The organism is Klebsiella sp. RHBSTW-00484 (assembly GCF_013705725.1).
Taxonomy (GTDB): Bacteria; Pseudomonadota; Gammaproteobacteria; order Enterobacterales; family Enterobacteriaceae; genus Klebsiella.
On sequence record NZ_CP055481.1, the window covers coordinates 3,167,108 to 3,193,147 of the forward strand.

At 54.9% G+C, this 26,040-nt stretch carries 25 protein-coding genes and 1 pseudogene; 9 read left to right on the forward strand and 17 right to left on the reverse strand.

Features of this window, described 5'->3' with window-relative positions; genetic code table 11:
* Nucleotides 1–41 precede the first annotated feature (41 nt).
* Complete coding sequence (locus tag HV213_RS15115) at nt 42–317, reverse strand: VF530 family protein (protein ID WP_181482314.1); 276 nt, start codon at nt 315–317, stop codon at nt 42–44.
* A 274-nt stretch (nt 318–591) separates the two neighbouring features.
* Between HV213_RS15115 and HV213_RS15120 the strand changes: the two genes are divergently transcribed.
* The 4 genes from HV213_RS15120 to HV213_RS15135 are packed head-to-tail and all read left to right on the forward strand — an operon-like array spanning nt 592 to nt 3,900.
* Nucleotides 592–1,620, forward strand: coding sequence for an isopenicillin N synthase family dioxygenase (locus tag HV213_RS15120; protein WP_181482315.1), 1,029 nt, complete (start codon nt 592–594; stop codon nt 1,618–1,620).
* Between the two features lie 29 nt (nt 1,621–1,649).
* Entirely contained in the window at nt 1,650–2,456 is an 807-nt protein-coding gene (locus HV213_RS15125; protein ID WP_139540107.1) for a MetQ/NlpA family ABC transporter substrate-binding protein, read from the forward strand.
* On the forward strand, nt 2,453–3,244 hold the full coding sequence (locus HV213_RS15130) for a methionine ABC transporter ATP-binding protein (protein ID WP_181482316.1): 792 nt from the start codon (nt 2,453–2,455) through the stop codon (nt 3,242–3,244). Before HV213_RS15125 ends, HV213_RS15130 begins: the two co-directional genes overlap by 4 nt.
* Complete coding sequence (locus HV213_RS15135; protein ID WP_181482317.1) at nt 3,241–3,900, forward strand: methionine ABC transporter permease; 660 nt, start codon at nt 3,241–3,243, stop codon at nt 3,898–3,900. The genes HV213_RS15130 and HV213_RS15135 overlap by 4 nt, the downstream gene beginning before the upstream one ends.
* 18 nt (nt 3,901–3,918) lie before the next feature.
* Here HV213_RS15135 and HV213_RS15140 read toward each other — a convergent pair whose 3' ends face one another.
* On the reverse strand, nt 3,919–4,968 hold the full coding sequence (locus HV213_RS15140; RefSeq protein ID WP_181482318.1) for an NAD(P)H-dependent flavin oxidoreductase: 1,050 nt from the start codon (nt 4,966–4,968) through the stop codon (nt 3,919–3,921).
* Between the two features lie 92 nt (nt 4,969–5,060).
* Here HV213_RS15140 and HV213_RS15145 point away from each other — a divergent pair, with 92 nt between their 5' ends.
* Nucleotides 5,061–5,897 (forward strand): LysR substrate-binding domain-containing protein, encoded by an 837-nt coding sequence (locus HV213_RS15145; protein ID WP_181482319.1) that lies wholly within the window; start codon nt 5,061–5,063, stop codon nt 5,895–5,897.
* On the opposite strand, the gene HV213_RS15150 is transcribed toward HV213_RS15145, so the two are convergent.
* On the reverse strand, nt 5,880–7,067 hold the full coding sequence (locus tag HV213_RS15150) for a YbfB/YjiJ family MFS transporter (protein WP_181482320.1): 1,188 nt from the start codon (nt 7,065–7,067) through the stop codon (nt 5,880–5,882). The genes HV213_RS15145 and HV213_RS15150 overlap by 18 nt on opposite strands.
* Nucleotides 7,068–7,331: 264 nt before the next feature.
* On the opposite strand from HV213_RS15150, the gene HV213_RS15155 reads away from it, so the two are divergent.
* Nucleotides 7,332–7,721 carry a VOC family protein gene (locus tag HV213_RS15155; RefSeq protein ID WP_181482321.1) on the forward strand — a complete coding sequence of 130 codons (390 nt, stop codon included), beginning with the start codon at nt 7,332–7,334 and terminating at the stop codon, nt 7,719–7,721.
* 164 nt (nt 7,722–7,885) lie between these two features.
* Here the strand turns inward: HV213_RS15155 and HV213_RS15160 are convergent, their stop codons facing one another.
* Both HV213_RS15160 and HV213_RS15165 read right to left on the reverse strand, forming a co-directional pair.
* Complete coding sequence (locus HV213_RS15160; RefSeq protein WP_181482322.1) at nt 7,886–8,188, reverse strand: excalibur calcium-binding domain-containing protein; 303 nt, start codon at nt 8,186–8,188, stop codon at nt 7,886–7,888.
* Between the two features lie 433 nt (nt 8,189–8,621).
* Nucleotides 8,622–9,068, reverse strand: coding sequence for a VOC family protein (locus HV213_RS15165; protein ID WP_181482323.1), 447 nt, complete (start codon nt 9,066–9,068; stop codon nt 8,622–8,624).
* A gap of 198 nt (nt 9,069–9,266) precedes the next feature.
* Between HV213_RS15165 and HV213_RS15170 the strand changes: the two genes are divergently transcribed.
* On the forward strand, nt 9,267–10,457 hold the full coding sequence (locus tag HV213_RS15170) for an MFS transporter (RefSeq protein WP_181482324.1): 1,191 nt from the start codon (nt 9,267–9,269) through the stop codon (nt 10,455–10,457).
* 194 nt (nt 10,458–10,651) lie between these two features.
* Complete coding sequence (locus HV213_RS15175) at nt 10,652–10,942, forward strand: hypothetical protein (RefSeq protein ID WP_110274731.1); 291 nt, start codon at nt 10,652–10,654, stop codon at nt 10,940–10,942.
* 177 nt (nt 10,943–11,119) lie between these two features.
* On the opposite strand, the gene HV213_RS15180 is transcribed toward HV213_RS15175, so the two are convergent.
* From HV213_RS15180 to HV213_RS15205, 6 genes and pseudogenes are all read right to left on the reverse strand, one after another.
* On the reverse strand, nt 11,120–14,233 hold the full coding sequence (locus HV213_RS15180; RefSeq protein ID WP_181482325.1) for an efflux RND transporter permease subunit: 3,114 nt from the start codon (nt 14,231–14,233) through the stop codon (nt 11,120–11,122).
* Nucleotides 14,230–15,702: an efflux RND transporter periplasmic adaptor subunit gene (locus HV213_RS15185; protein WP_181482326.1), complete on the reverse strand. Its 1,473-nt coding sequence runs from the start codon at nt 15,700–15,702 to the stop codon at nt 14,230–14,232. Before HV213_RS15185 ends, HV213_RS15180 begins: the two co-directional genes overlap by 4 nt.
* Nucleotides 15,702–16,948, reverse strand: a pseudogene (locus tag HV213_RS15190) (TolC family protein). Before HV213_RS15190 ends, HV213_RS15185 begins: the two are co-directional and overlap by 1 nt.
* A 13-nt stretch (nt 16,949–16,961) precedes the next feature.
* Nucleotides 16,962–17,333 (reverse strand): copper-binding protein, encoded by a 372-nt coding sequence (locus HV213_RS15195; protein ID WP_228288538.1) that lies wholly within the window; start codon nt 17,331–17,333, stop codon nt 16,962–16,964.
* Nucleotides 17,334–17,402: 69 nt separating this feature from the next.
* A complete protein-coding gene (locus HV213_RS15200) occupies nt 17,403–17,822 on the reverse strand; it encodes a hypothetical protein (RefSeq protein WP_181482327.1) in 420 nt (139 codons plus the stop codon).
* A gap of 239 nt (nt 17,823–18,061) precedes the next feature.
* Nucleotides 18,062–18,856, reverse strand: coding sequence for an MBL fold metallo-hydrolase (locus tag HV213_RS15205; RefSeq protein ID WP_181482328.1), 795 nt, complete (start codon nt 18,854–18,856; stop codon nt 18,062–18,064).
* Between the two features lie 194 nt (nt 18,857–19,050).
* Here HV213_RS15205 and tam point away from each other — a divergent pair, with 194 nt between their 5' ends.
* Nucleotides 19,051–19,809: a trans-aconitate 2-methyltransferase gene (tam, locus tag HV213_RS15210; protein ID WP_181482329.1), complete on the forward strand. Its 759-nt coding sequence runs from the start codon at nt 19,051–19,053 to the stop codon at nt 19,807–19,809.
* Between the two features lie 218 nt (nt 19,810–20,027).
* On the opposite strand, the gene HV213_RS15215 is transcribed toward tam, so the two are convergent.
* From HV213_RS15215 to glsB, 6 genes are all read right to left on the reverse strand, one after another.
* Entirely contained in the window at nt 20,028–20,468 is a 441-nt protein-coding gene (locus HV213_RS15215) for a GNAT family N-acetyltransferase (protein ID WP_181482330.1), read from the reverse strand.
* Nucleotides 20,469–20,778: 310 nt separating this feature from the next.
* Nucleotides 20,779–22,230 carry a tagaturonate reductase gene (locus HV213_RS15220; RefSeq protein ID WP_181482331.1) on the reverse strand — a complete coding sequence of 484 codons (1,452 nt, stop codon included), beginning with the start codon at nt 22,228–22,230 and terminating at the stop codon, nt 20,779–20,781.
* Between the two features lie 239 nt (nt 22,231–22,469).
* Entirely contained in the window at nt 22,470–22,997 is a 528-nt protein-coding gene (locus HV213_RS15225; RefSeq protein WP_181482332.1) for a GNAT family N-acetyltransferase, read from the reverse strand.
* A 90-nt stretch (nt 22,998–23,087) separates the two neighbouring features.
* On the reverse strand, nt 23,088–24,500 hold the full coding sequence (locus HV213_RS15230) for a GGDEF domain-containing protein (protein WP_181482333.1): 1,413 nt from the start codon (nt 24,498–24,500) through the stop codon (nt 23,088–23,090).
* Nucleotides 24,501–24,613: 113 nt separating this feature from the next.
* Nucleotides 24,614–24,982: a DUF4186 domain-containing protein gene (locus HV213_RS15235; protein WP_181482334.1), complete on the reverse strand. Its 369-nt coding sequence runs from the start codon at nt 24,980–24,982 to the stop codon at nt 24,614–24,616.
* A complete protein-coding gene (gene glsB, locus HV213_RS15240) occupies nt 24,982–25,908 on the reverse strand; it encodes a glutaminase B (protein ID WP_181482335.1) in 927 nt (308 codons plus the stop codon). The genes HV213_RS15235 and glsB overlap by 1 nt, the downstream gene beginning before the upstream one ends.
* Between the last annotated feature and the right edge of the window lie 132 nt (nt 25,909–26,040).

Genomic DNA, 26,040 nt, shown 5'->3' on the forward strand with positions numbered 1-26,040 from the left:
GACATAGCAAAAGGAGCGCGCGGAAATATCCGCTGCGCTCCTTATTTTTTCTGCCAGTTCGCCCACGGACTCTCTGCCGGGGCATCCGCAACGTCTGACGCCACATCCGTCAGCGAATCGATATACAGCTCCTCCACCTCTTTGCGCGCCCACGGCGTGCGGCGTAAAAACTTCAGGCTCGACTTAATACTCGGATCGCTTTTAAAACAATTAATATTGATGCGCTTCGCCAGTTCAGCCCAACCGTATTTAGCGACCAGCGCGTTGAGCAGGGCTTCCAGCGTGATACCGTGCAGAGGATCTTTTGCGTGCTGCATGACCGTGTTTTTACCTGAATAGAAAAATTTCGCCCACCATACTGGCTCACGACGCCGTGCGCAACCCGACTCACCCTCCTCTTAGCCAAAATTCGCAAAAGCACAGAACCCTGCGCAGACATAAATTAGAAAAGAACGTTATTGGTTGATTATTTTCGCTTAAGGCAAGCTGGCTTCAACCACCCGACTGAGGAATCGATCATGCGCTGTTGTTGTCCCCGAACCCTGAATCTGACTAAACGAAAATGCCTGAAAACCGCCTTCGGAGAACACAATGAACGCGACAACCCTACCGATACTGGATCTTGCCCTCTACGCGAACCCCGCTGAGAAAACGGCGTTCCTCGCCGACCTGCGCCACGCGGCGCGCGATATCGGCTTCTTCTATTTGATTAACCACGGCGTTGATGCCTCGCTGCAACAGGCCGTCCAGCAGCAGTCCCGCGATTTCTTTGCCCTTGCTGATGAACAAAAACAGCAGGTGGCAATGATCCACTCCCCGCACTTTCGTGGCTACAACCGCGCTGCATCGGAATTAACCCGTGGTCAGCCGGACTGGCGCGAGCAGTTCGATATCGGTGCCGAGCGCCCGGCGCTCACGCTCAACGAACGCGCCCCGCGCTGGCAGCGCCTGCAGGGGCCAAATTTATGGCCCGACGCCTTGCCCTCACTCAAACCGACATTGCTAACCTGGCAGCAAGAGATGACCCAGGTTGGGATCACGCTGCTGCGCGCGTTTGCCGAAGCACTGCACCTGCCGCAGGATGCCTTTGATGGCCTGTATGGTGATAAACCCAACGAACATATCAAGCTAATCCGCTATCCGGGCCAACAGGAAACGCAAAGCGCCCAGGGCGTCGGCGCGCACAAGGATTCCGGTTTTCTCAGCTTTCTGTTGCAGGATGAGCAAAAAGGATTGCAGGTCGAAGTTTCACCCAACCGCTGGATTGACGCCACGCCGCTGGCGGGAAGCTTTGTCGTGAATATTGGCGAGCTGCTGGAACTGGCAACCAACGGCTATCTGCGCGCGACGGTGCACCGGGTGGTCTCTCCGCCCGCCACACGGCAGCGTTTGTCGATTGCTTTCTTCCTCGGCGCTCAACTAGATGCCGTGGTCCCCGTTTATACGCTTCCTCCCGAACTGGCCCGTGAAGCCCTCGGACCGGATAGCGACCCGCAAAACCCGCTGCTGCGTGAAGTGGGCTGGAATTATTTGAAAGGACGTCTGCGCTCGCATCCTGATGTCGCTGAACGCTACTACCAGGATGTTTTTCGCGAACGCGCCGAGCAATTGATCGTTTAAACATAACAACAAGCAAAAGGAATAAGATAATGAAATATGCCGCATTTAAACTGGCAGGGGTCGCACTGTCTCTCTCTCTGGCGTGGACTTCCGCTCAGGCCGCCGCGCTGCGCGTTGCCGCTGACCCGGTGCCGCACGCTGAAATCCTGAACTACATTAAAAAAATCGATCCCAGCCTCGATTTGAAAATTGTCGAATTAACCAGCGGCGTGAATGCCAACGAACTGCTGGCTAACGGCGACGTCGATGCCAACTATTTCCAGCACGTGCCCTATCTGAAAGATCAGGAAAAGGCGCTCGGCAAAACGTTTGCCGTTGCGGCGACCGTGCATATTGAGCCGCTGGGCATTTATTCGCGCAAACATAAAGATTTTAAATCGTTGCCTGAGAATGCCACCGTGGCGGTGCCAAACAACACCACTAACCTGAGCCGCGCGCTGTTTCTACTGCAAAGCCAGGGGCTGATTAAGCTGGCGGCAAAATTCACCGACCCGGCGACCACGCTGGCGACACCGAAAGATATCGTCGAAAACCCGAAGCATCTGAAGATTCTTGAAATTGAATCGCCACAAATTCCCCGGTCGTTGGACGACGTCGACCTGGCGGTGATCAACGGTAACTATGCGCTGGAAGCCGGACTGGTTCCGGCAAAAGACGCGCTGGGTCTGGAAAGCGCCACCAATAACCCTTATGCCAATATCCTGGTGACCACGCCGGAGCTGGCTAACGATCCGCGCATCAAGGCGCTGGCAAAAGACCTCACTTCACCGCAGGTTGCTGAATTTATCCGTAAACAATATAACGGATCGGTGATCCCGGTAGCCCCTCAGTCATGATTGAGGTTGTCGGGCTGAGTAAAACCTATGCCGGAACAGGCCGACCGGCGTTAAGCGATGTCTCTCTGCAAGTACCAAAAGGTGCCGTTTACGGCATCCTCGGGCGCAGCGGTGCAGGCAAAAGTACGCTGATACGCTGCCTGAATTTGCTGGAGCGGCCCACTTCGGGCCGCATTATTGTGAACGGGAATGATATTACCCAGATGGATAAAACCGCGCTGCGCGAGTATCGGCTGCGCACCGGGATGATCTTCCAGCACTTTAATTTACTTCACGCCCGCAGCGTGGCCGACAATATCGCGGTGCCGCTGGAGATCGCCAGGGTGCCGAAAGACGCCCGCCGGGCGCGCGTCGCGGAGCTGCTTGAGCTGGTGGGGCTGGCGGACAAAGCCGCCGCCTTCCCGTCTCAGCTTTCCGGCGGGCAAAAGCAGCGCGTCGGTATCGCCCGCGCGCTGGCGGCAAGGCCGGATGTCCTGCTGTGCGATGAGGCCACCAGCGCTCTGGACCCCGAAACCACCGCCTCGGTACTCAGCCTGCTGGCGGACATTAACCAAAAGCTCAACCTGACTATCGTGCTGATCACCCACGAACTGGAGGTGGTAAAAACCCTCTGCGATCACGCGGCACTGCTGGAACACGGGGAGATTATTGAAAGCGGGAGAATTGCCGATCTGCTGGCAGCCCCGTGGTCACGATTGCGACAATCGCTACTGCATGACCCTCAGGCGGAACGGGATTTTCTCGCCCGCCACGGATTTCACGGGAGGCCATTATTCGGGGTAGCATGAGTTGGCAAGATCTCTGGCCGCTGTTGCTTCAGGGCACGGTAGATACCGTTTATATGGTCGGCCTGGCGGCACTGTTTACGGTGCTGATCGGGCTACCCACCGGCGTGCTGCTGTTTGTCTCACGTCGCAATGGTCTGTCGCCGATGCCAAAGCTAAACACAATACTGGGCGCAATTATCAACTTTGGACGTTCGCTGCCGTTTATTGTCCTGCTGATTGCGTTGATCCCTTTCACCCGGCTGATTATCGGCACCACCCTGGGCAGTACCGCCGCAGTGGTTCCGATCACCATTGGCGCTTTTCCGTTCTTCGCTCGGCTCACCGAGAATGCGCTGGATGAGGTGGATTACGGGCGTATCGAGGCGATTTTGTCGATGGGCGGCAATATCTGGCACGTCATCTTTAAATCGCTGTTGCCGGAAGCGCTGCCGACGCTGCTGGCGGGTATCACGCTAACCATCGTGATGCTGATCGGTTTTTCCTCGATGGCGGGCGTGATTGGCGGCGGCGGGCTGGGCGACCTGGCGATTCGTTACGGCTATCAGCGTTTTAATAATGAGGTGATGGTCGGGACGGTGCTAATTCTGGTCGCGCTTGTGCAGGGCGTACAGATGGTCGGCGACCGTCTGGTGCGCGGTTTAGCGCACCGACGTTAGCGGAACATGCGGTTTTCGCTATTGAAAACCGCTTTCGCTAATCAGGGTTTGTATCAGCTCCGTAGCCGAAAGCTCACGAATAAGATTAACGCCCTGTCCCGCCCAGTGCGCGCCGTACTGATGATCGCCGTGGGCCTTTGCCGCCGTCGCCAGCGCTTTCCCGACATCGTAAGCCACGGGATACGCCGGTACCGCGTGCAGCTCTTTCATCTCACGCCAGCCATTCGCAATACATCTTGCCGGACGCCCGGAAATCGCCGAGGTTAAAAAAGTCTGCCCATCGGAACGGTCTTTAATGGCCCGCCGATAATCAGCATCGGCGGCGGATTCCGGGCACAACACGAAGGCCGTGCCAAGCTGTGCGCCCTCAGCGCCAAGGTTCATCACGCTGTTAATTCCCGCGCCGTCCATAATCCCACCTGCGGCAATAATCGGTAATTCTACCCGCCGTTTTAGCGCCTGCACCAGGGTGAAGGTGCTCATCTGCCCATCGGGCGCGAGCGGGTCAAACATCCCGCGATGACCACCGGCTTCGTAGCCCTGCGCAACAACCATATCGATCCCGTGCGCTGCGATCCGTAGCGCTTCCTCAACGCAGGTGGCGCTCGCCAGGGTGACGATACCTTTTTCGCGCATCCGGCGGATAACCTCCCGGTCCGGGATACCAAAATGAAAGCTGATCACCGCCGGGGCCAGGTCGAGCAGCAGCTCTGTCATCTGTGGATTCTCTTGAAAACTGAGATAAATTTCCGCCAGCGTTTCGGGGGGATGACGATTAAAACGGGCAAACTCGGGGCGCAATTGCTCAATCCACTGCGCCTCACGCTGCGGGTCACGGATCGCAGGGTCGTGGCAAAACAGATTGACGTTAAACGGGCGCGTCGTTAGCTGCCGGGTCCGGTTGATCAACGCTTCAGCCTGAGCCACCGTGGACGATCCCAGCCCCAGCGAGCCAAGCGCCCCGGCATGGCTCACCGCCGCCGCCAGTTCCGGCGTCGAGACCCCCGCCATCGGTGCCTGAATAATGGGATAATCGATATCAAGCTGCTGCGTAAGCCGGTTGCTCATGGGCTGTCCTGTTAAAATTTGCGTGCCTGGCTGATTAAAATCTCTTTTAGAGATGCTAATATCAATATTATTTTCAAATTAAGAATAAAAATATGAACCACACCACATTACAGATTTTCAAAACGGTGGCGCAGGAGCAGAGCGTCACCCGTGCGGCAAAGCTTCTCGGGCGGGCGCAATCCAATATCACCACCCGTATTCATCAACTGGAAGAGGAGCTGGAGGTTGAGCTTTTTGCCCGCGGCAATAAGAAGATGCTGCTGTCACCTGCTGGTGAGAACTTTTTGGGCTATGCCGTGAAGATCCTCAGCCTCGCCGAAGAGGCCAAACAGGCGCTGCATCCAGCCACGCCGGGGGGGAATTTACGCATGGGGGCGATGGATGCCACCGCCGCCAGCCGTCTGCCGCAACTTCTCCCTCTCTTCCATACCCAATGCCCGGAGGTGACGCTGACGCTAAAAACGCAGCCGACCCGCCCGCTTATTCAGCAGGTGCTTGACGCTTCTCTCGATTGCGCACTGGTCTGCCTGCCGCAGGGCGCAGCCGCACCTGCCGACATTGAATCCGTGCCGATATTTAATGAACAACTGGTACTGGTCATCCCGGTTAATCAGCAAAATTTTCGCTTTGCCGCCTTCCCGGAAGGTTGTTCCTATCGGGCTCGGGGCGAAATTTTCCTGGCTCAGTGGGTAGACACGCAGGTCGACATTCAGGACGTCAGCTCATACCACGCGATGATCGCCTGCGTGGCCTCCGGCGGCTACGCCTGCCTGTTGCCACAAAGCGTGCTTGATACCCTGGCGTTGCCCTTGGGGTGCCAGGTGCAGCCGGTCGGACAAGCGATCACGCAACTTATCTGGCGCAAAGGCTATACCTCACCGGCCCTTGAACATATGCGCCAGATCCTTGAATCAGCGTCCGATATTTGACTGCCGCCGGACTCCCATCGCGACCAGCGCAGCGGCGACCAGAAGCGCAAATGTCGCCGCGCTCAGCGAAGGATTGAACGATCCGCTGCGGTTATACAGCGCCTCGGCGACCAGCGGGCCGATAATTTGCCCTACGCCATAGGTCGCGGTCATCGCCGCAACCATATTGAATGACACCAGATGGTTCAGCCGCCTTCCCTGCGATAGCGCGATGGTCACCGTCCCCAAAAAGGTGAAACCAACCAGCAGCGCGCTCAATATGCAAAAGGGTAACGAATGGCTCCACGCCGGAAGGATCACGCCGGCCGCCTGAATCAGCAGATTTGCAGTAAACGTGCGGCGATAGCCAAACTTAATCACCAGCCGATGCCAGACAAAACATGACGGAACCGCCGCAAGTCCGAAGATAGCCCAGATTTGCACCGGATCGATGGCGTTCAGCGAACCGCTGAGAAACAGCGGCAGATAGGTGGCGGTAATAATGTAGCCGAAACCGGCCAGGCCATAGATCAGCAGCAGCTTCCACGCCTCGCGCGCCCCGCCCTCTGCCTGCTCATGCTGTGCGGTATCGGCAGGTTTATAAGCGATAAGATAATCGGCCGGACTCAGCAATAAGCGCAGAGCCAACACAAACAGGACGCCAGCGCTTATTGCACATATCAACCAGATTTGCTGGCTGGAGAGCGCCAGCGACTTGCCCAGGTAGATAACTTCAGCCGACAGAAATATTCCCATCCCGACGCCGGAATAGAGCACCGGCGCGCCGTTATGATGCTTCATATGCTGTAGCAGCCACAGCGAAGCGGCAATCAACGTGACTGCGCTTAACAATCCAGCAATACCGCGTACCACGATAATCGCCAGTGGCGAACCTAAAAACGCCAGTAAAGCCATGCACAGCAACGTTAGCAGCGCGGAAAGCAGACTTAACAATCTGGCGTCCGCAGGCCTGGCTTTTGCCAGCAGCAACGCGCCCGCCAGATAACCGGCGTAGTTTGCCGAGGCGGCAAGATTGCCTTCGCGCAGCGAGAGCACCTGCTCATTCAGCATCAACGGCAGGATGCCGGTATAGGCAAAACGCCCGTAGCCCATGCCAATAATCAGTACGACTGAACCGGCCAGTGCCAGTAGAAAAGCCTTTAACTCAGGTCTGATTTCGCCAACGTTCACCTGTTACCTCTTTAATTTAATCTCAAAAAGAGAATTATTATTAATTATTATTCTCTTTTAATTATGATATCGGTTAACCCGACGCGCAAGTCACTCCATGCAGAGGCTTGTCGCCCTGCATGGTAAGGACTTTACGTAAAAGGTATGGAGATGCTTCGTCGGGGGGCGAAATATGGACGTTCACGAGAAAGGCTCTTCCCGACAAATGCCGGAGGCAAAAGCAGATACAGTCATTCGACCAAACGCTCTTCAAGACAAGTACTTATGACACCAATTCAAATGCGTATCGCCAGACCGGTCACCAACCTTTCACTCAGTAGCAAAATGTACTGCGAAGGGCTGGGACTTGAGCAAATCGCGCAGTTTTCCGATCATGATGGTTTTAGTGGGGTGATGGTTGGTCGTCGGGATCTCGGCTGGCACCTTGAATTCACTCTCTGCCACCACCATCCGATAACGCCCTCGCCCAGCGAGGAGGATTTGCTGGTGCTGTATTATCCGCAAATTGCACAGTGGCATGCGCAATGCGAGAAAATGCTGGCCGCCGGTTTTGCGCAGGCCAGCGCGTTTAATCCGTACTGGAACGTGAACGGTAAAACCTTTGTCGACCACGACGGCTATCGGGTCGTGCTGCAAAACAGAAGCTGGTCGTAATGGTTCCATGCGGCAAAGAACTGGGAGACGTTCTCAGAACGTCTCATGAACAATATCACCTATGCTGAAATGTAGTTAAACATGGAAGAAGGTATCTTTTCTGGTATTTCGAGATGGCAACAAAAGTTATTAAAATATTGTTGCCATCTATTTTTAACGCTCTACTACTTGATAACTTCAGCGGACATACTCTCGTTTTTTAATGTGGCAAGATAATTGAAAGAATGACTTTTCCTCTCAAAAATGGATTTAGCCGCATTAGGTGCTTCAATCCTATTATGCCCACACCAATTTTCGCATGGATTACCGTCGCGATCGCCATCCATGCGTACATCTGGACAGTTGCGAGCTACCCAACGGGCCTCATCACAGGATTTCATTTCACTGCAATATTGACGTCCATCACATTCATAAGCATAAACAGATGAAATGAAAAACATCCCCAAAAGTGCAAAAAGTAATTTCATAACTAACGCCCTTTGTTTGAACCAGAGTTAAATATATTACAATGTGTCTTTAAAGCACAGCAAGCTTAAGTTTCATTAAAATAACATAACAACTGCCATCAAATATTGGGATTATATATATATAATTATGAGTGAGAATTCCTAAGCATTACTAAAATAAATTGAATTATCGATGTGATATTCTATTTCCATAATGGATAGGAGAGATCATTTAGAATAATTCTTATCAAAAAACATTCATTCCATCCATCTCTAGCTACTTCCAACAGTTGGAACCCAACACGCACATCCCAGTTAAGCACGTTAAACTAAAAATTGGTGGCTGGAGGCAAGATAATGCACGGTATCCCACTGCAGGTAAACGGCCTGAATTCGTGGCGCATCATCTGCGGTTAAGGAATTTAACCGCAGTCTGTGAGTCACAACCATAGCGCTACTCTTTCCCCTCACGCAGCCACGGGGTGACGGTAACCCCGGCCAGCAGTCCTTCCGGGCTAAGCAGTCGCGTCACGGTCTGGCCCCAGGGTTCCATGCGGTTATCGACCAGCAGACGGTAGCCTCTGGCTTTCAACACGTCGGTCGCAGAGTCAATATCGCGCACTTCAAACTCGATCCACGCCTGGGGAATGGGGAGATCGTCAGGCCAGCGGTCGGCGCCAAAACAGGAACGAGCGGCCTGTGCCAACGGCCAGAGGGCAAAATGTTTTACCCCACCCAACGCGCCATGTTCGATGAGCAAGTAATCTTCATTATTGGGCATCGGTTTTAACGGCAGGCCCAGCGCATCGGTATAAAATGCGCTACTGTCTGAGGTTGATTGCGTTATCGGCCCAAAGCCCGCAACAAACAACACATCCATACCCGCTAAATCGTCTTCCATACTCTTTCTCCTGGTCATTGTCCGTGATGATTTAACAAATTTTATACTCTGTTGCGTGCCGCTTGCCCAGATTCCTCTTCACACATTAGATTTTTTAGTGGGTTTGGCTGAATCATTGAGAAAGCGCATGGTCTGCTCGTCGCGCCCGGCGGCACTGCGCTATGCTTAGCCTCCCTTTTGTTTTAAATACTTAGCGTTATGACCACTTCCGTCAGCACCACTCAGCTTAATCTGCGCATTATTTCGATCGTTGTCTTTACCTGTATTTGTTATCTCTCGATTGGCCTGCCGCTCGCCGTGTTGCCCGGCTATATCCATTACCAACTGGGATACAGCACCTTTATCGCCGGGGTGGTCATCAGCCTTCAGTACATCGCCACGCTGGTCAGTCGCCCCCATGCAGGCCGCTATACCGATATCTGGGGGCCAAAAAAAGTCGTCAGTCTGGGGATTATTTGCTGCATGTTGAGCGGGCTGTTTACCCTGCTCGCCGTCCTTTTGCAGGCCGTGCCGCCGCTGGCGGTGGCCGCTTTACTGGTCGGCCGTATTTTCCTCGGCGTCGGGGAAAGTTTTACCGCCACCGGCGCAACCTTGTGGGGGATTAAAACCGTTGGCGCGATCCACACTTCGCGAGTTATTTCATGGAACGGCGTGGCGACTTATGTGGCGATGGCGGTCGGTGCCCCGCTGGGGGTCCTGCTCAATAGCTATTTTGGCATTAGCGGATTTGCCATTGTCGTGGTGCTGGTGGCCATCGTGGGGCTACTGTTTGCCCGTACCCGTCAGGACGTCAGCGTGACGGCGGGTATCCGGGCACCGTTTCATGTGGTGGTGCGCAAAATCTGGCCTTACGGGATGGGGCTGGCGCTGAGCACCGCGGGTTTCGGGGTTATCGCCACCTTTATTACGCTCTACTTTTCCGCCCATAGCTGGCAAGGCGCGGCGTTTACACTTTCCCTGTTCAGCGTCGGCTTTATCTGCATCCGCCTGGTGTTGGGCAACATGATTACCCGCTACGGCGGCGTGCCGGTATCATTAGCCTGTTTTGTGGTGGAGTGTCTGGGCTTGCTGATCATCTGGTATGCCCCTTCTGCGTGGATTGCCGGAATCGGCGCGTTCCTCACTGGTTCAGGTTTTTCGCTGGTCTTCCCGGCGCTTGGGGTTGAAGCGGTGAAACAGGTCGAAGAGCAAAACCAGGGAACTGCCCTGGGTACCTATTCGGCATTTCTCGATCTGGCGCTGGGGTTAACCGGCCCGGTTGCCGGATGGGTGGCGGGTTATTACGATCTGGACACTATTTATTTGCTCGCCGCGGTGGTGGTCGCGTTGGCATTTATATTGATTTTGCGAATTTATCTACGACAACGCGCTGATTTGCAGCGGGCCTGAGGAATACTCTTCGGACGGCGATTCTCGCGTTGCCTGGTAAAAAACTAATCAATATTTGACTGCTATTCGGCTTCCGTGCCACCATCGCCTCAGCGTCCGGCTGGCGGCGCAATGGTGGCACGGGTGGATATCAGAGACCGCATGATTAAGGTCCATGCCCGTCCTCAACCTGATTCTGGCGGGAAATAAAAGACATGCACCAAAGTTTTAATCAGCGCGTTCATTTCTATTACTGCATTCTGGTTGCGCTGAAAATACACGCAAATTCAAAGAAATCAGGCGGTGTTCGCGGGAAGAATAACTTCCTGCTGAAATGGCTACGCAAAGCCCAGGACAACAATATATTCCACTCGGATATTGCCAGCGAGATCGAATGGCTTCGCGGCAAAATCATTCAGGCTGGCTATGACACCGACCTCGAACCGATGCTGGATTTTGTCTACGCCACCGCCAAACGTGCGGAAGACCTTAAAAACGCTGACTGAGATTACTGATAAAGTGCGCCTCTCGGGCATTGCCCGGTGGCGGGCCTACGGAAAATGAGTCACCTGATGATATGGCGGGTTTTGTAGACCGTGCAAGGCGCCAGCCGCCGCCCGGCAGAAATGCGAGCACAATATCTAATGCTTCCCCGGACCGCCAGGCCCGGGGAATTGATAACGTTAGCGCTTTTTGCGGTGCGTGAGCAGATACACCGCCGGGATCACCAGCATCGACAGCAGCGGCGCGGTGATCATCCCGCCGATCATCGGTGCGGCAATACGCTGCATCACCTCTGAGCCGGTCCCTCCCCCCCACATAATCGGCAGCAACCCGGCCATAATCGTCGCTACGGTCATCACTTTCGGGCGCACGCGCAGCACCGCCCCTTCATGAATCGCTTCGTTGAGGGTCCGATCATCCAGTTGCTCACGCCGTTTGGCGATCGCCTGATTTAAATAGAGCACCATAATCACCCCAAACTCCGCCGCGACGCCCGCTAGCGCAATAAAGCCAACGGCGGCCGCCACCGACAGGTTATAGCCCAGCAGCCACAGCAACCAGACACCGCCAATCAGCGAAAACGGCAATGTGCCCATTATCAACAGCGCGTCTTTAACCTTGCTGAAGGTAACGTAAAGCAGCACGAAGATGATCATCAGGGTAAACGGCAGCACGATTTTCAGCTTTTCAGTGGCCCGCTCCAGGTATTCATACTGCCCGGACCAGGTCAGTGAGATCCCTTCCGGCAATTTAACCTGTTTGCTGACCTCACTCTGCATTTCGTCAACGGCGGATTTCAGGTCACGCCCGCGAATATCGACGTAGATCCAGTCCGACAGGCGGGCGTTTTCGCTTTTTAGCATCGGCGGGCCGTCGGTGATGGCGATATCCGCCAGCTCGGACAGCGCCACCTGCGCCCCGCCGCTGGTGACCACCGGCAGATCGCGCAGCTTTTGCAGCGAGTCGCGCATTTCACGCGGATAGCGCACGCTTATCGGGTAACGTTCACGCCCTTCAATGGTCTCGCCAATGTTATCGCCGCCCACTACGCTGGCGACCACCGATTGCAGCTCCTTCACCGACACGCCATAGCGGGCCGCTTTTACCCGGTCGATCTTGATATCAATATAGCGTCCACCGTCGAGACGTTCAGCCAGCGCCGACGTCACTCCCGGCACGTTGCGTACGATGCGCTCGATCTCCTCGGCGGTTTTTTCAATTTCCGCCAGATTGTTGCCGTTCACTTTGATGCCGACCGGGCTTTTAATGCCGGTTGCCAGCATATCAAGACGGTTACGGATCGGTGGCACCCAGACGTTGGCAATCCCCGGCACTTTCACCGTGTTATCCAGCTCGCTAATCAGCTTATCCATGGTCATACCGGGCCGCCATTCGCTTTTTGGCTTGAACTGAATGGTGGTTTCCAGCATCGTCAGCGGCGCCGGGTCGGTGGCGCTATCGGCACGACCGGCTTTGCCAAACACGCTCTGCACTTCAGGAATGGTTTTAATCAGGCGATCGGTTTGTTGTAGCAGGCGTCCGGCTTCGCGGCTGGAGATCCCCGGCAGCGTGGACGGCATATACAGCAGATCGCCCTCATCAATCTGCGGCAGGAATTCGCTGCCAAGCTGCGCCAGCGGCCACAGCGTGGCAACCAGCAGCACACCGGCGGCGGCCAGCGTCGCCTTTGGCCACTGCAACACTTTATCCAGCAGCGGTTCATAGGCGCGAATCAGCCAGCGGTTGAGCGGATTAGCGGTCTCATCGGGGATTTTGCCGCGAATAAAATAACCCATCAGCACCGGAACCAGGGTGATCCCCAGTCCGGCGGCTACCGCCATCGAGTACGTTTTAGTGAAGGCCAGCGGCGAGAACATCTTGCCTTCCTGCGCCTCGAGGGTGAATACCGGAATAAACGACAGGGTGATGATCAGCAGGCTGCAAAACAGCGCAGGTCCCACTTCCGACGCCGCCTGCTGGGCAATTTTCCAGTAATCATCTGAAGATGGCTGGCGCTCGGGATGATCGTGCCGCCACTGCTCCAGCACCTTATGCATATTTTCAATCATCACGATTGCCGCATCCACCATCGCCCCGATGGCAATCGCAATCCCGCCGAGCGACATCATATTGGCGCTGACGCCCTGATAGTGCATGACGATAAACGCGCCGAGGATCCCTAGCGGTAGCGTAATCATCGCCACCAGGGCGCTGCGAAAGTGGAACAGGAACAGCGAGCAGACCACCGCCACGACGATAAACTCTTCGATAAGCTTATGGGTCAGAGTCTCAACCGAGTTTTTAATCAGCTGCGAGCGGTCGTACACCGGGACAATCTCCACGCCAGCGGGCAGGCTTTTTTTGACTTCCGCCAGTTTGGCCTTCACCGCGTTAATGGTGGTCAGCGCATTTTTGCCCGAACGCATAATGATAATCCCGCCCGCCACTTCCCCTTCACCGTTGAGTTCGGCGACACCGCGACGAATCGCCGGGCCGCGGCGCACGCTGGCGACGTCGGAAAGCAGCACCGGCACGCCGTTGCGCGAGGCAATCACAACCTGATTAAAGTCGTCGATGGATTTCAGGTAGCCGGTAGTACGCACCATATATTCGGCTTCGCCCAGCTCCAGCACAGAGCCGCCTCCCTCCTGGTTGGCGCTCTGAATGGCGCTAATCACCTGCTCGTGGGTGACATTTAGCGCCCGCAGCCGGTCAGGATTGAGGATCACCTGATACTCTTTCACCATTCCGCCGACGCTGGCGACTTCTGAGACATCCGGCACGGTTTTCAGCTCATATTTGAGGATCCAGTCCTGAATCGCCCGCAGATCGCCGAGACTGTGCTTACCGCTTTTATCGGTGAGCACGTATTCAAACACCCAGCCGACGCCGGTAGCGTCCGGCCCTAACGAGGCTTTCGCTTCCGGCGGCAGGCTGCTCTGGATTTGGCTCAGATACTCCAGCACGCGGGAGCGCGCCCAGTACGGGTCGGTGCCGTCATCAAACAGCACGTAAACGTAGGAATCGCCGAACATCGAAAAGCCGCGTACGGTTTTCGCACCCGGTACCGATAGCATGGTGGTGGTCAGCGGATAAGTGACCTGGTCTTCAACAATTTGCGGCGCTTTGCCGGGATAGCTGACGCGGATGATCACCTGCGTATCGGAGAGATCCGGTAACGCATCCAGCGGTGCCTGCTGCACCGACCAGACACCCCAGGCAGCCATAATGAGCGTCGCCAGCAGCACCAGCAGACGGTTGCGCAATGACCAGCGGATAACGGCGGCAATCATGGCTGCTCCTTAGCGCCGGTCATCGGCATAATTGAGGTGACTTGCGCCCCGTCGTCGGTCAGGGAAAAGCTGAACATCACCGACTCGCCGGGGCGGATTTGCTGACGCTGCTGCGGCGTGATGGCAAAATCCATGGTCATCGCTGGCCACTTCAGCTCCGGGACCGGCTGATGCTCAATGGTGACCGATTCATCGTTCAGCACTTTGATAACGCCGTGCGTCGAGTACGTTTTAGCCTCCTCGCCCTCCTGCCCGGCGATTTGCGGCAGCGCGCTGCGCAGGCTGGCTTCGGAGTCAATCAGGAACTGACCAGAGGTGACCACCTGCTGGCCCTCTTCGAGGCCGGATTTGATCTCGACCAGCCCGTTCTGCGCGCGTCCGGCGGTGACCTCAACTGGACGGAAATGCCCTTCGCCATCAGCGATCAGCACGCGGTTGCTGGTGCCGGTGGCGATCAGCGCCTCTTCGGGGATGGTCAGAACGGCGCGACTCTGCTTCGCCTCAGCCAACTGGACGTTTAAGTACATTCCCGGCTTCAGTTGATGCTGCGGATTCTCCAGCACCACGCGCGCTTTCAGGGTGCGGGTGGTGGCTTCGAGGTCGGGCAGCAATTCACTGACTTTCCCCTGGAAGGTCAGCCCGGGCCAGCTGCTGGTGGTCGCCGTCACCTGGCTACCGAGACGCAGCAGGCTGGCCTGGTTTTCCGGGTAATCAATCACTATCCATATCGGGTCGAGGCTCGCCAGTTCAAACAGCGCCTGAGTGGCCGTCACCTGCGCGCCGGTTCGCGCATCGAGTTTATTGACGTAACCCGCGTTTGGCGCGCGAACGGTCATGCGGGTTTGCGGTTTGCCGCTACGCTCGACGCTGCGAATAATCGCTTCCGGCATAAACTGCAATTGCAAGCGCCCGCGCGCGGCGGCGGTGAGCCCGCTATCGCCAAGCTGCCTCACCGCCAGATACTCCTGCTGCGCTGCCGCCCACTGCGGGATCCACAGCTCGGCCAGCGCTTGGTTCTTTTTCACAAACTGCTGCGAGGCGTTGACGTAAAGCTTCTCAATCAGGCCATTAGCCAGCGCTGGAACCGTTTCAACGCTGCGTTCGTCAATAGCAACAGTACCAAACGCGTTGAGTTTGAGCGCCAGCGCCTGACGGGAAACCTTTGCCGTACGCACGCCGAGATTTTGCTGCTGGCGAGCGCTAATCAGCACGGCGCCCGCATCATCTCCCTCGCCTTCATCGGCATAGCGCGGAACCAGGTCCATATCCATAAATGGCGATTTGCCCGGCTTATCAAAACGCGTGCCGGGGGTCATCGGATCGTACCAGTACAGCACTGTGCGGCCTGCTACTGCTTCCTCTCCACCGTTAGCCATTGTCGGGGCTTCTCGTGCACCCAGCCAGTATCCGCCCGCAGCGGCAAGGGCGACGGCCAGCGCCACCAGGGTAATAACAGATTTAAGCTTCATTATTTAACATCCTGCGGAATCAGGTAGCGAATAGCAGCCCACGCGTCAGCGAGCGCTTTCTCGGCATTGTTGCTGGCGATTTCGCCGCTCAGCAGATCGCGACGCACGGATAACAGCTCGCTAAGCGCAGAGCTGCCCGCCCGATACTGGGCATTGACGAGGCTGACTTTTTTGCGCAACAGCGGCAGCACCTCGCTTTGCTGGCGGTCGTATATTGCTTTCGCTGCGTTATATTGCGAGATCAGCTGATACTGCTGCGCCTGGTGTTCGCGCAGCAGTAGCGTTAGCTGGTCGTTGGCCTCAAAGGCGCGCGAAACATCGGCGGCGTGGTCTTTGTCCTGACGTTTGCCCTGAAAAATAGGCATATCGACGGTGAACATCACTCCGACCATGTCGTCGTAATCATCCCCGCGTCTGGCGTAATAGACTTCAACGCCGACGTCGGGGATCGCCGCCACCTCCGATTGCCCTGATTTCGCTTTTGCCAGATCGGCTTCGCGCGCGGCCTGAATCAGCTCCGGATGGAGTTTAACCCCCTCGATTAAGGTGGTTTCATCCGCCGGAAGTCGTTCGATGCGCGGCAGCGGGCCGGAGATATCGCGCACATCCTTGCCGGTGAGCTGCATCAAGCGCGCCTGAGCGACCTGTACATCGCGACGCGCGTTATCCTGCTCATTTTTCATCGCATTCAATGCCAGTTGAACATCCAGCACGCTGCTGGGACTGGCGCTATCGCTACTGACGCCCGCTTTCTGGACGCCAATTTGCCGGGAAGTTTCGCTAATCAATGTCTGTACTGAGCGTAGCGATTTCTGCGCCACCGCCAGCGCCAGCCATGCCTGAGCGGTTTCCCGTTGGAGCCGGGCGCGAATCACATCCGCGTTGGCAGCGGTTCGCCGCGCTTCGGCGGTTATCGAGTCGGCTTTGCGCTCGCGCTTGGTACTGCTGACGTAGTCCTGCATCACACCAACCCGCTGCATAGTCATACCCTCACGGGTCAGGCGGCTGGCGTTGTTCCCCCCAACGGGACATTCTCAATGCCAAATTTCAGCTTTGGGTCGGGGAGCTGCATGGCGGAGTCCGCCATGTTTTCTAATGCGTTAACCTGATGATCGTTAGCGGAAAGCTCGGCGGAGTAGCTCTGCGCAGCCGACAGGGCCTCCGCCAGCGTCGTCGCCCAGCCGTTGGTTGAAATCAGCGACAGCAGAAGCGGCAGCCCAAAGGCCGCCTTATTTAAGATGTGCATAGTGACTCCGGAGTTATTGCGCGGTAATGGAAACGAGCGCGTAGCCGGAGTCAGTCTGACGGAAGGTAAAATTAACCCGCTGCCCCACTGCTAACTTTTCACCCTGATACTCGCCGAGCGCAAAGCTCATGGTCATCGCGGGCCAGTTCAGTTGCGCAACGGGCGAATGGGCAATGGATACCGAATTATCGCGCCAGCCTTTAATCAGCCCATTTGCCGAATAAGTCGTAACGGAATCATCCTGCTTATTCATATCCGACATGTCCGTCATCGTGGACATATTGTGGTGATGCATGGCGCTGTCTTCGGCGTTGGCGGTAAATGAAACGGCGGTAAAGGTCAGAACGCTGGTAATAAGCAGAAAAATAGAAGTAGAACGCATCATAATATCTCCGAAAAAAACATAAAGTCGCCCGCAGACCGGGCAGATCTGATGGATGTTTTTAACGGAGATTTATTCTCTGAAGCGGCAGAAGCGTATTTCAGCCGGAGGGCCAGTGACCGGCGGCGTATGCCAGTCCATACGTTCAGCGCAACTTTCCTGCTGCGGGGAAACCACTAACAGCGCGGTCTCTGAGGGAAGAGCATTCAGCTGTAGCGCAGTTGAAGAATTAGGCTGAGCCGTGTCCGGGTCACAGTGCTTCTCGCAAATAACCTTCTGACCAGCGCTTTCCATACCGGGCATACTCATCATGCCATCAACAATATGGTGAACCTGCACTTCCGGCGCGACCGATGGTTGGCCACCGCCATGATGCGCCGCGACCGCGAGCTGAAGATTGAGCAGTAACCAACAGGCAATAACAAGCCCAGCGCGGATACGTAGCCTGCGCCGGGTTGCTTGTTTAAATAATGCCTGAAGTGACTGGATCATAGTTATATTCACAATGAGATGACCGCCGAATTAAATCACACTCACCGGCAGAATTAAATAATATTTCAGAAGGAAAAACAGGCATTAAACAGAATGAAGTTTCTCTATATACCTTTACACAAAATAGTGAAATAACGATTTGACCTTCCCCTAGGGGGAGGGTGTATGGGCCTGGAAATAATGTATTTAATAAATGGCAAAAATGTTATTTATATGTGATTCAATAATAAATTAAGCCGCTACTCCAGCACTAACGTATCGCCCGTTGCCGGGGCCGCGTCAGCTGAAAGCCACCATCGCCCCCATGAGCCGGTGCAGTGGCACGCCATAATCTTTTCTACCTTTTGCTGCCGCAAAAACAGTTTCAGCTGGCGTATGAGCCAGGGGGAAGCGCTGCGCAGATGAAGACCGCCGATTACAGCGTGTATTCTCTGTTCGCACATTATCTTCTGGCAGTGCCTGATGGTATTGATCAATCCGCGATGTCCGCAGCCGCAGATAATGACCAGCCCTCGGGTCGAGCGGTAGATCAGCACGCCTTCATCGGCAATATAATCCTGTGTCTGACCATCAAGTACGCCGTAAGCTTTTGGCCTGGCGACGGCAATTTCACCGGACCACGTTAACCGCTCACTAATCCGCAACGGCTCGCGGCTATACTCCATCCGGTGGCGGGAATAGTCGATTTCCCGCGATAGTTTCTTAATTTTCCAGCGGTGCCCGACCAGCGATAGCGCCGAGTAACGCCGCTGCGCAATCTGCGGATGGCAGATAATACGACTGTTATCCGGTAGCCACGGCACGCCGCCGCAGTGATCGTAGTGCCCATGCGACAGCACCGTCGCAGTTAAATCTTTTAAAGAAACGCCCATACGCTGGGCATTGTGTAAAAAACTGCCGTCAGGCCCGGTATCAAACAGGACGCGGCTGGTTTCATCTTGCAAAAGCAGGCTCAAACCCGGTTTCGCCCGCAGCGTTTTGTCCTTTCCCTCACCGAGTCGATTTTCAAGCAACACCTTAATTATTAGAGCCATTGTCCTTCCGATAGCCACTATTTCACGGCGCGTAGTCTACCTGGCAGCCACTGAAAGTACCGTGATGCATCGCTCAGCATGGCGCATAAAAAAGTGACAGCGTCACCGAAAAACATCAACGATTTAAAAAGCTTGTTGCCAGAGCGTCATTGCCATCTATGCTGATGGCAAGTTTCTCACAACCGGAGCGCACTATGGCAGACTGGAACCCTTCACTGTATTTGAAATTTGGCGCGGAACGTACGCGCCCCGCCGCTGAACTTCTCGCCCGTATCGCCCATCACCCCGCAGCGCTGGCCATCGATTTAGGCTGCGGACCGGGCAACAGTACCGCCCTGTTGCGCGACGCCTGGCCGGAGGCAACGATTATTGGTGTCGATAATTCACCAGCGATGCTGGAAGAAGCCGCCCGGACGCTGGCCGATTGCCGGTTTGTCACCGCAGATATCGGTGAGTTTCGCCCCGAGCGCCAAGCGGACGTGATCTACGCCAATGCTTCTCTGCAGTGGCTAACCGATCATCAGCGGCTATTTCCTCATCTGGTGGGTAATCTTGCGGCGAATGGCGTGCTGGCGGTGCAGATGCCTGATAACTGGCAGGAGCCGTCGCATACCCTGATGCGTCAGGTAGCAAACGAGTTGGGGTATCCGGCTAGCGGACGTCATCCGCTGCCGAGCGTGCAGGAGTATTACGATATTCTGACCGCTAGTGGCTGCGAGGTGGATATCTGGCGCACGACCTATTACCACCCTCTGGACTCACATCAGGCAATTATTGACTGGTTACAGTCCACAGGGCTTAGACCGTTTCTGCAACCGCTGGATGAACAGCAGCGCGAGGCGTTTCTTGAGCGCTATCTGGAACTGCTCAGAGAGCATTATCCGTTACAGTGTAACGGAAAGGTTTTATTGTTATTTCCTCGCCTGTTTATAGTGGCGCGACGCTCGTCTTGAACGATAAGAATGGGACTACGGCGCCGGAACGAGCGCCGTATCATCTGATTTACCAGGAAAGGTGATGTACCAGGGAGAGATCCCATGCGGTGGCCAACAGCGAAAGAAACATGATTAAATTGACGACTGTCTCTATGCGTTTTTCCATTTTTGCTTCTCCTGAGCCGTTTTCACCTGTTTTACAGGTAAAATCTTAATAACTTCTTAATCTCAGACTTTTAGAGCGTTATGCGGTAGCGAACATAGTCATCAGCTGGCGTGAATTCATCATAAAGACGCCGGGCCGGATTGTCAGTGCGGGTGTGCCAGTAAAGACGCGACCATCTTTTCTCTATGCCTTCCGCTTGCAGCGATTGTATTAGCGTCCTGGCGATACCGCGCCCGCGCACCTGTGGATCAACATACAGATCTTCCAGATAACAAATGGGGTTTTTTACCCATGTTCCTTCATGGAGCAGACAAATCGCAAACCCAACCACTTTCCCGTCCACCACGGCAACGCGGCCCAACAGCGGCGAAGCGGTATCAAGCAAGCGTTGCCAGGTGTATTCAGTGACGTCCTGCGGCTGCGGGCTGCCGTAAAATTTGGTGTAACCTTCCCACAGCTGTAACCACTGCGCTTTGTCCTGCGGACCTGCTTCGCGAATCTCAATGACCATCGCATTTCCCCTTAAACGGATAAGCCATTATTTTCCGGACAGATAATTAGTTCAAGCGACTGAGGCACAATTCATCCTTTTATCTTAATTGCCTTTAGGTTGTCTGCCAGGCAAAGATGGCACGATGTTGCAAACCTGCTTTAGAGAATAAAATAAAAGTATGTTGTAACTAATTTAAGCGCAAAACTAACCCGGCAGTAGCCGGGTTGAGATCGATAACAAATCAGCTTCAGGCATTGTGCCTGGATAATCGCCGGGTGGCGGCTGCCGCCTTACCCGGCCTGCAAACCAGCGTGCGGGCTTCAGAACATCAGCACAGCGGTTTAACCGCCGCACGCATGCCATCACGCAGAATAGCATCCAGATCCTGCGTAACCTGCTCTACCAGGCCAGAAACTTTAGTCAGATCCTGCTCCCAGTGGGATTCAACGGACAGTACCGCTTTCACCAGTTCACCGGTGCTGATTTGCGCATCACGATGCTGGGCCCACAGCGCCTGATAGCTTTCCATCCATTCAGCGTCATCCTGCACCGGATAGCTCTCGCCGTTACGCTCACCGCGGTAAAACGCGATCAGCGCCGCCAGTGCAAAAGTCAGACGTGCCGGGAGCTTGCCGCCCTTCGTCTGCCCCGCCAACAGCTGTGGCAAAATGCGGGTGCGGTATTTGGTCATCCCGTTAAGGGCGATAGACAGAAGCTGGTGCTTGATGTACGGGTTACGGAAGCGCCCGGTTACCGCGCTGGCGAAAGATTCCAGCTCATCACGCGGCAGGTCGAGAACCGGAATGATCTCTTCATAAATCGCCTTCTCGACGAAAGAACAGATTTCGGTGTCATTCATCGCCTCACCAACGGTATCCAGGCCAGCCTGGAAAGCGACTGGCACCAGCGCAGTGTGCGCACCGTTAAGAATGGCGACTTTGCGCTCTTTATACGGCTTAATATCGTCAACGATCAGTACGTTAAGCGCCAACTTGTCGAGGCGTAGCTCCGCGGCCAGGGATTTTGGTCCCTGAATCACAAACAGGTAGAAGTGCTCAGCGGTATCAAGGAAACCATCTTTATAGCCCAGTTGCTCTTCAATCTGCGCCGCTTCATCACGCGGATAGCCGGTAACAATGCGGTCAACCAGCGTGGAACAGAAGGCGTTAGCCTCGTCCAGCCAGGTCAGGAACGCTTGCGGCAACGCCCACTCCTGCGCGTAGCGCAACACCAATTCACGCAGCGCTTCGCCGTTATAATCAATCAGTTCGCAAGGGATGATGACCCAGCCTTTATCCGCCGCGCCGGAGAAATGGCTATAGCGTTCAAACAGCAGGCGGGTCAACTTCGCCGGATAGCTGACCGCAGGCGCATCGTCAAAACGGTCGCCCGCGTGGTAGCTGATCCCAGCTTCAGTGGTATTGGAAAACACAAACCGCATATCCGGATTATGCGCCAGACGCAGCAACTCATCGTAATCCGCATAGGCGCTGATTTCCCGGTTTACAGAACGAATCAAACGCGCATCGCTGACCGCTTCGCCCTTCTCATTCAGGCCACGAATGATCGTGGTATAAAGACCATCCTGAGTGCTGAGCGACGGCGGGAATGAACTCTCAATCGGACGCACGATCACCACCCCGGAATTCAGGTCGGTATGCTCGTTCAGCAGATCGATCTGCCAGTCGATAAATGCGCGCAGAAAGTTGCCTTCGCCAAACTGGATGATACGTTCAGGGTACTGCGCGCCCGGGAAATCGCGACGGTTTAATGTTTTCACAAGGGTTCCCTCATAGAGTAGTCACACAACCTGAGTAATTGGTCCAATAAGTTATCAGGTTTTTACACGAGTGAAACCCTGTTTTGATCAAAGCTGTATGCAATATCAAATTTATACCCTAAATAATTCGAGCTGCAAGAAGGCGGCAAGTGAGTAAATCCTCAGGAGCTTACTGAAGTAAGTGACTGGGGTGAGCGAACGTAGCCAACGCACATGCAGCTTGAAGTATGACGGGTATATTACAGAAATTTATAGAACAGAGACGTCGCGGTCAGCTCTCCGTCCGGCATCAGCGCATAGCGCGGAATTTCCCCGGCTTTTTCCCAACCGCATTGAACATAAAAGTTTTCTGCACCACTGCCCGTCGCGGTATCCAACACCAGTACGCTCTTACCCTGCTCGCGAGCGATCTCTTCCAGGCGGTTCATCAGTGCGTTAGCCAGCCCCTGTCGACGTGCATTTTGGTGAACCAGAAGTTTGGCGACGTCGGCACGGTGCGGTTGGTTTTCCGGCTGGTCGGTTATCAGTTGTACTGTGCCGACGAGCTGCTGCTGCGCATCTACCGCCGCGAGGATGGTGCGCTCCCCGGCGGCAACGCTCTGCGCCATTCTCAGCCAGAATGCCGTTGCGGTGTCCGGGTTAAAAGGCAGCATAAAGCTCACCGATGCCCCGCCGTTGACGCAGCTGACGAGGATGTCGGTTAACTGAGGAAGGTATTCGAGAATATCGTCACGCGACAGCGTGCGTAGTGAAAAGGATGTGGTCATAGTTAACTCCTTGAAATTGACCACATCACTATGTTTTTAACTTAAATTTAACACAAGCGGAATTATCATCGCGTTTTCTTATATCGCACTTTACGCCAGCTGTTGCGTAAAAATACGATTTCGCCCAGCTCTCTTGGCCTGAATCATATAATCATCGGCATCCATCAATAGCTGGTTAAACAGCTCGGTCACTTTTGCGCTACCGAGCTGGCGGCTTTCAAGCCCCATACTGACGGTTAGCTGAATTTTGTTTTGCCCCCAGGTGAAGGCCTGCGACTCAATGCCCTGGCGAATTTTCTCCGCCAGTATTTGTCCTTCCTGCTCTGAGGCCGTTATCGCCGCGACCACGAACTCTTCACCGCCAATACGCGCCACCATACCCTGTTCACCCGCCAGCAGCCGTACCTGTTGCGCAAACTGGGCCAGCACGCAATCACCGCACTCATGCCCCCAACGATCGTTGACCTGTTTAAAGCCGTCGATATCCAACACCATGACCGTTAATAGATTTTCGGATGATAATGGCCGGCGCTTCAGCGCCTCGCTTAAACCGGAACGGGAATAAACGCGCGTCTGGAAATCAAAATCAGCGCGCAGCGCTAGCTGTTTCAGCAAGTTATTAATCGCCTCGACGCTGGAGGCAACAATAATCGGGCTAATCAGCATTGCCGCTATGCCGAGTCGGGTCGAGAAGAGCTGCCACGGCTGCATCCGCGCATCGGGCGAGAGATGGATAAGCGAGTTGGCTACCAGCAAAATTTCGCTAATCCCAGTAATAAAGGTCAGCAGGCAGGTTAGCGGCAAGGGGTAGCGGATCGCGCACCAAATCAGCGCCGGTAGCGGAAAAGTAATGCTTCCCGCCCCGCCAACGGCAACGCCGAGAATAATCGACAACACCAGGGCAATAGCCGGCAGCAGCTGACGCAAGCGAAAACGGCCAAATGCCGAGGGCAGCGTCAGTGTCAAAACAAACGGCAGAATCAGCACGGCAGTAGAAAACTGCTCGCTAAACCAGTCCGCCAGTTGGGGAATAAAGGTAGCGCGTTCAACATCCACCGACCCCAGCGCACCCACGGCGGCACACAACAACGCAGCCAGCAGACAATAGCAAAACAGACTCAGCGCGTTAATCGGGCCAGGCATTGAATCCGTTCGCCGTTTATCCCACAGAATCAACTGAGCAAGGGTGACAATAAAGACAATATTGGAGAAATTAATCAGGAAGGAAGCAAAGCCCATTCCCCAGCGCGAAGTTAAACCGTCATAAACCAGCATGGCGGCAAAACAGACGGCGTAAAAATAACTGCGATTTAGCCAAATATAACGTGCAAAAATACCCGCCATTACCGCATTCAGCGGCCAAAAGAATGACAGTTCCTGAACCAGACGCAGCATCGCGCCAAAGAAATGCAGTAGTAGCGTTAACGTGAACAAGACCAGCGCATCGCGCACGGGTTGTTCCTCACGAAACAGCGTGAATGACCGAATCGACAGTGGAGACATTCATGATTATCCGTCTAATTGTTTCAGGCAATTATTATGTTAATAATTAGTTAGCACGGCATCATATCATGAGAATAATTATCAGGCATACACCGACGCCTGATGAATTAAAGCTAGCGTTGATCGGGAGAATTCATCTGGATGACCAGCCAATGGTGAATGACCTGCACCACGTAGCGCTGCTCTTGCTCGCTAAGTCTCCGTCCCTGCGGGATGGCATGCCACTTTTCCAGACAGCCACGACAGCAGGTGGCGGTGGCGTGTTGCGCAATAAACACCGGATGCCCGCGCATTGGGGTTTGTTTACCATCGTTAGGTATTTCAGCAGGAGCCAACCGCTTGCCGATAAAATCGGCGGCGTGCTGGTCGATAACGTCCGCCCCCTTGTCATAGCAATACTGCCGCTCCTTGAAGCCAAGGCGAAACCGGGAGCGAAAAGTCGAACGCTGAAGACGGGCAAACAGATTGTCGATTGGCACCATCAGAACACCGACCTCCCGAGTTTTTGGGTGAGTTTTTCCAGTAACGCGATGCCCGCCAGCGAGTTCCCGGCATCGTCAAGCTCCGGGCTCCACACCGCAATCGCCATCTCCTGCGGGACGATAGCCACAATCCCCCCGCCAACACCGGATTTCGCCGGTAAACCAACGCGCCAGGCGAATTCACCGGCGTTCTGGTACATGCCGCTGGTCATCATCAGCGCGTTGACCTGCCGTGATTGAATAGGCGCGATAACCGGCGACGCAAGGTGCGGGGCAATGCCGCTGTCGGCAAGAAACAAGAACGTGCGCGCCAGTTCGACACAGCTCATCTCCAGCGAGCAGTAATGGAAGTAATTTTGCAGCACCGTCGCAACATCGTTATGAAAGTTGCCGAACGATTTCATTAGCCACGCGATGGCGGCGTTACGCGCCGAGTGGTCAAATTCAGAACGGGCGACGACCGGGTCATAGGCAATATCGCTCACGCCGCTCAGGCGACGGACGATTTCCAGCATTCTCTGACGCGGCGCGCTAAGACGGCTTTGCAGCATATCGCAGACCACCAGCGCCCCGGCATTAATAAACGGATTGCGCGGTTTACCCTGTTCGATTTCCAGCTGCAACAGCGAGTTAAATGGCTGCCCGGAAGGGTCTTTGCCCACTCGCTGCCAGATCTCCTCTTCCTGATAGTGGTTCATTGCCACTACCAGGCTCAGCACTTTCGAGATAGATTGGATAGAGAAACGCTCGTGAGCATCACCAGCGCTATAGTGTTGACCATCCACCGTACAGATAGCAACGCCAAGCTTATCGCCGCTGACGCTGGCCAGCGCCGGAATATAATCCGCCACCTTGCCGCGCCCAATCAGCGGCCTGACTTCAGCCAAAATGGCATCGAGCATTGCGTTATTGATTACTGTCGCCACACGCGGCTCCTTGCCAACATCAAAATTCTGGCTGCAATTATAGGCGCACAGGGAGCGAAGAAACAGCCTCTTTCTGCCGCACGTTATGGCTCATCGCGGATAAAAAAACCATTGATCAAAGTTATGAGTAAT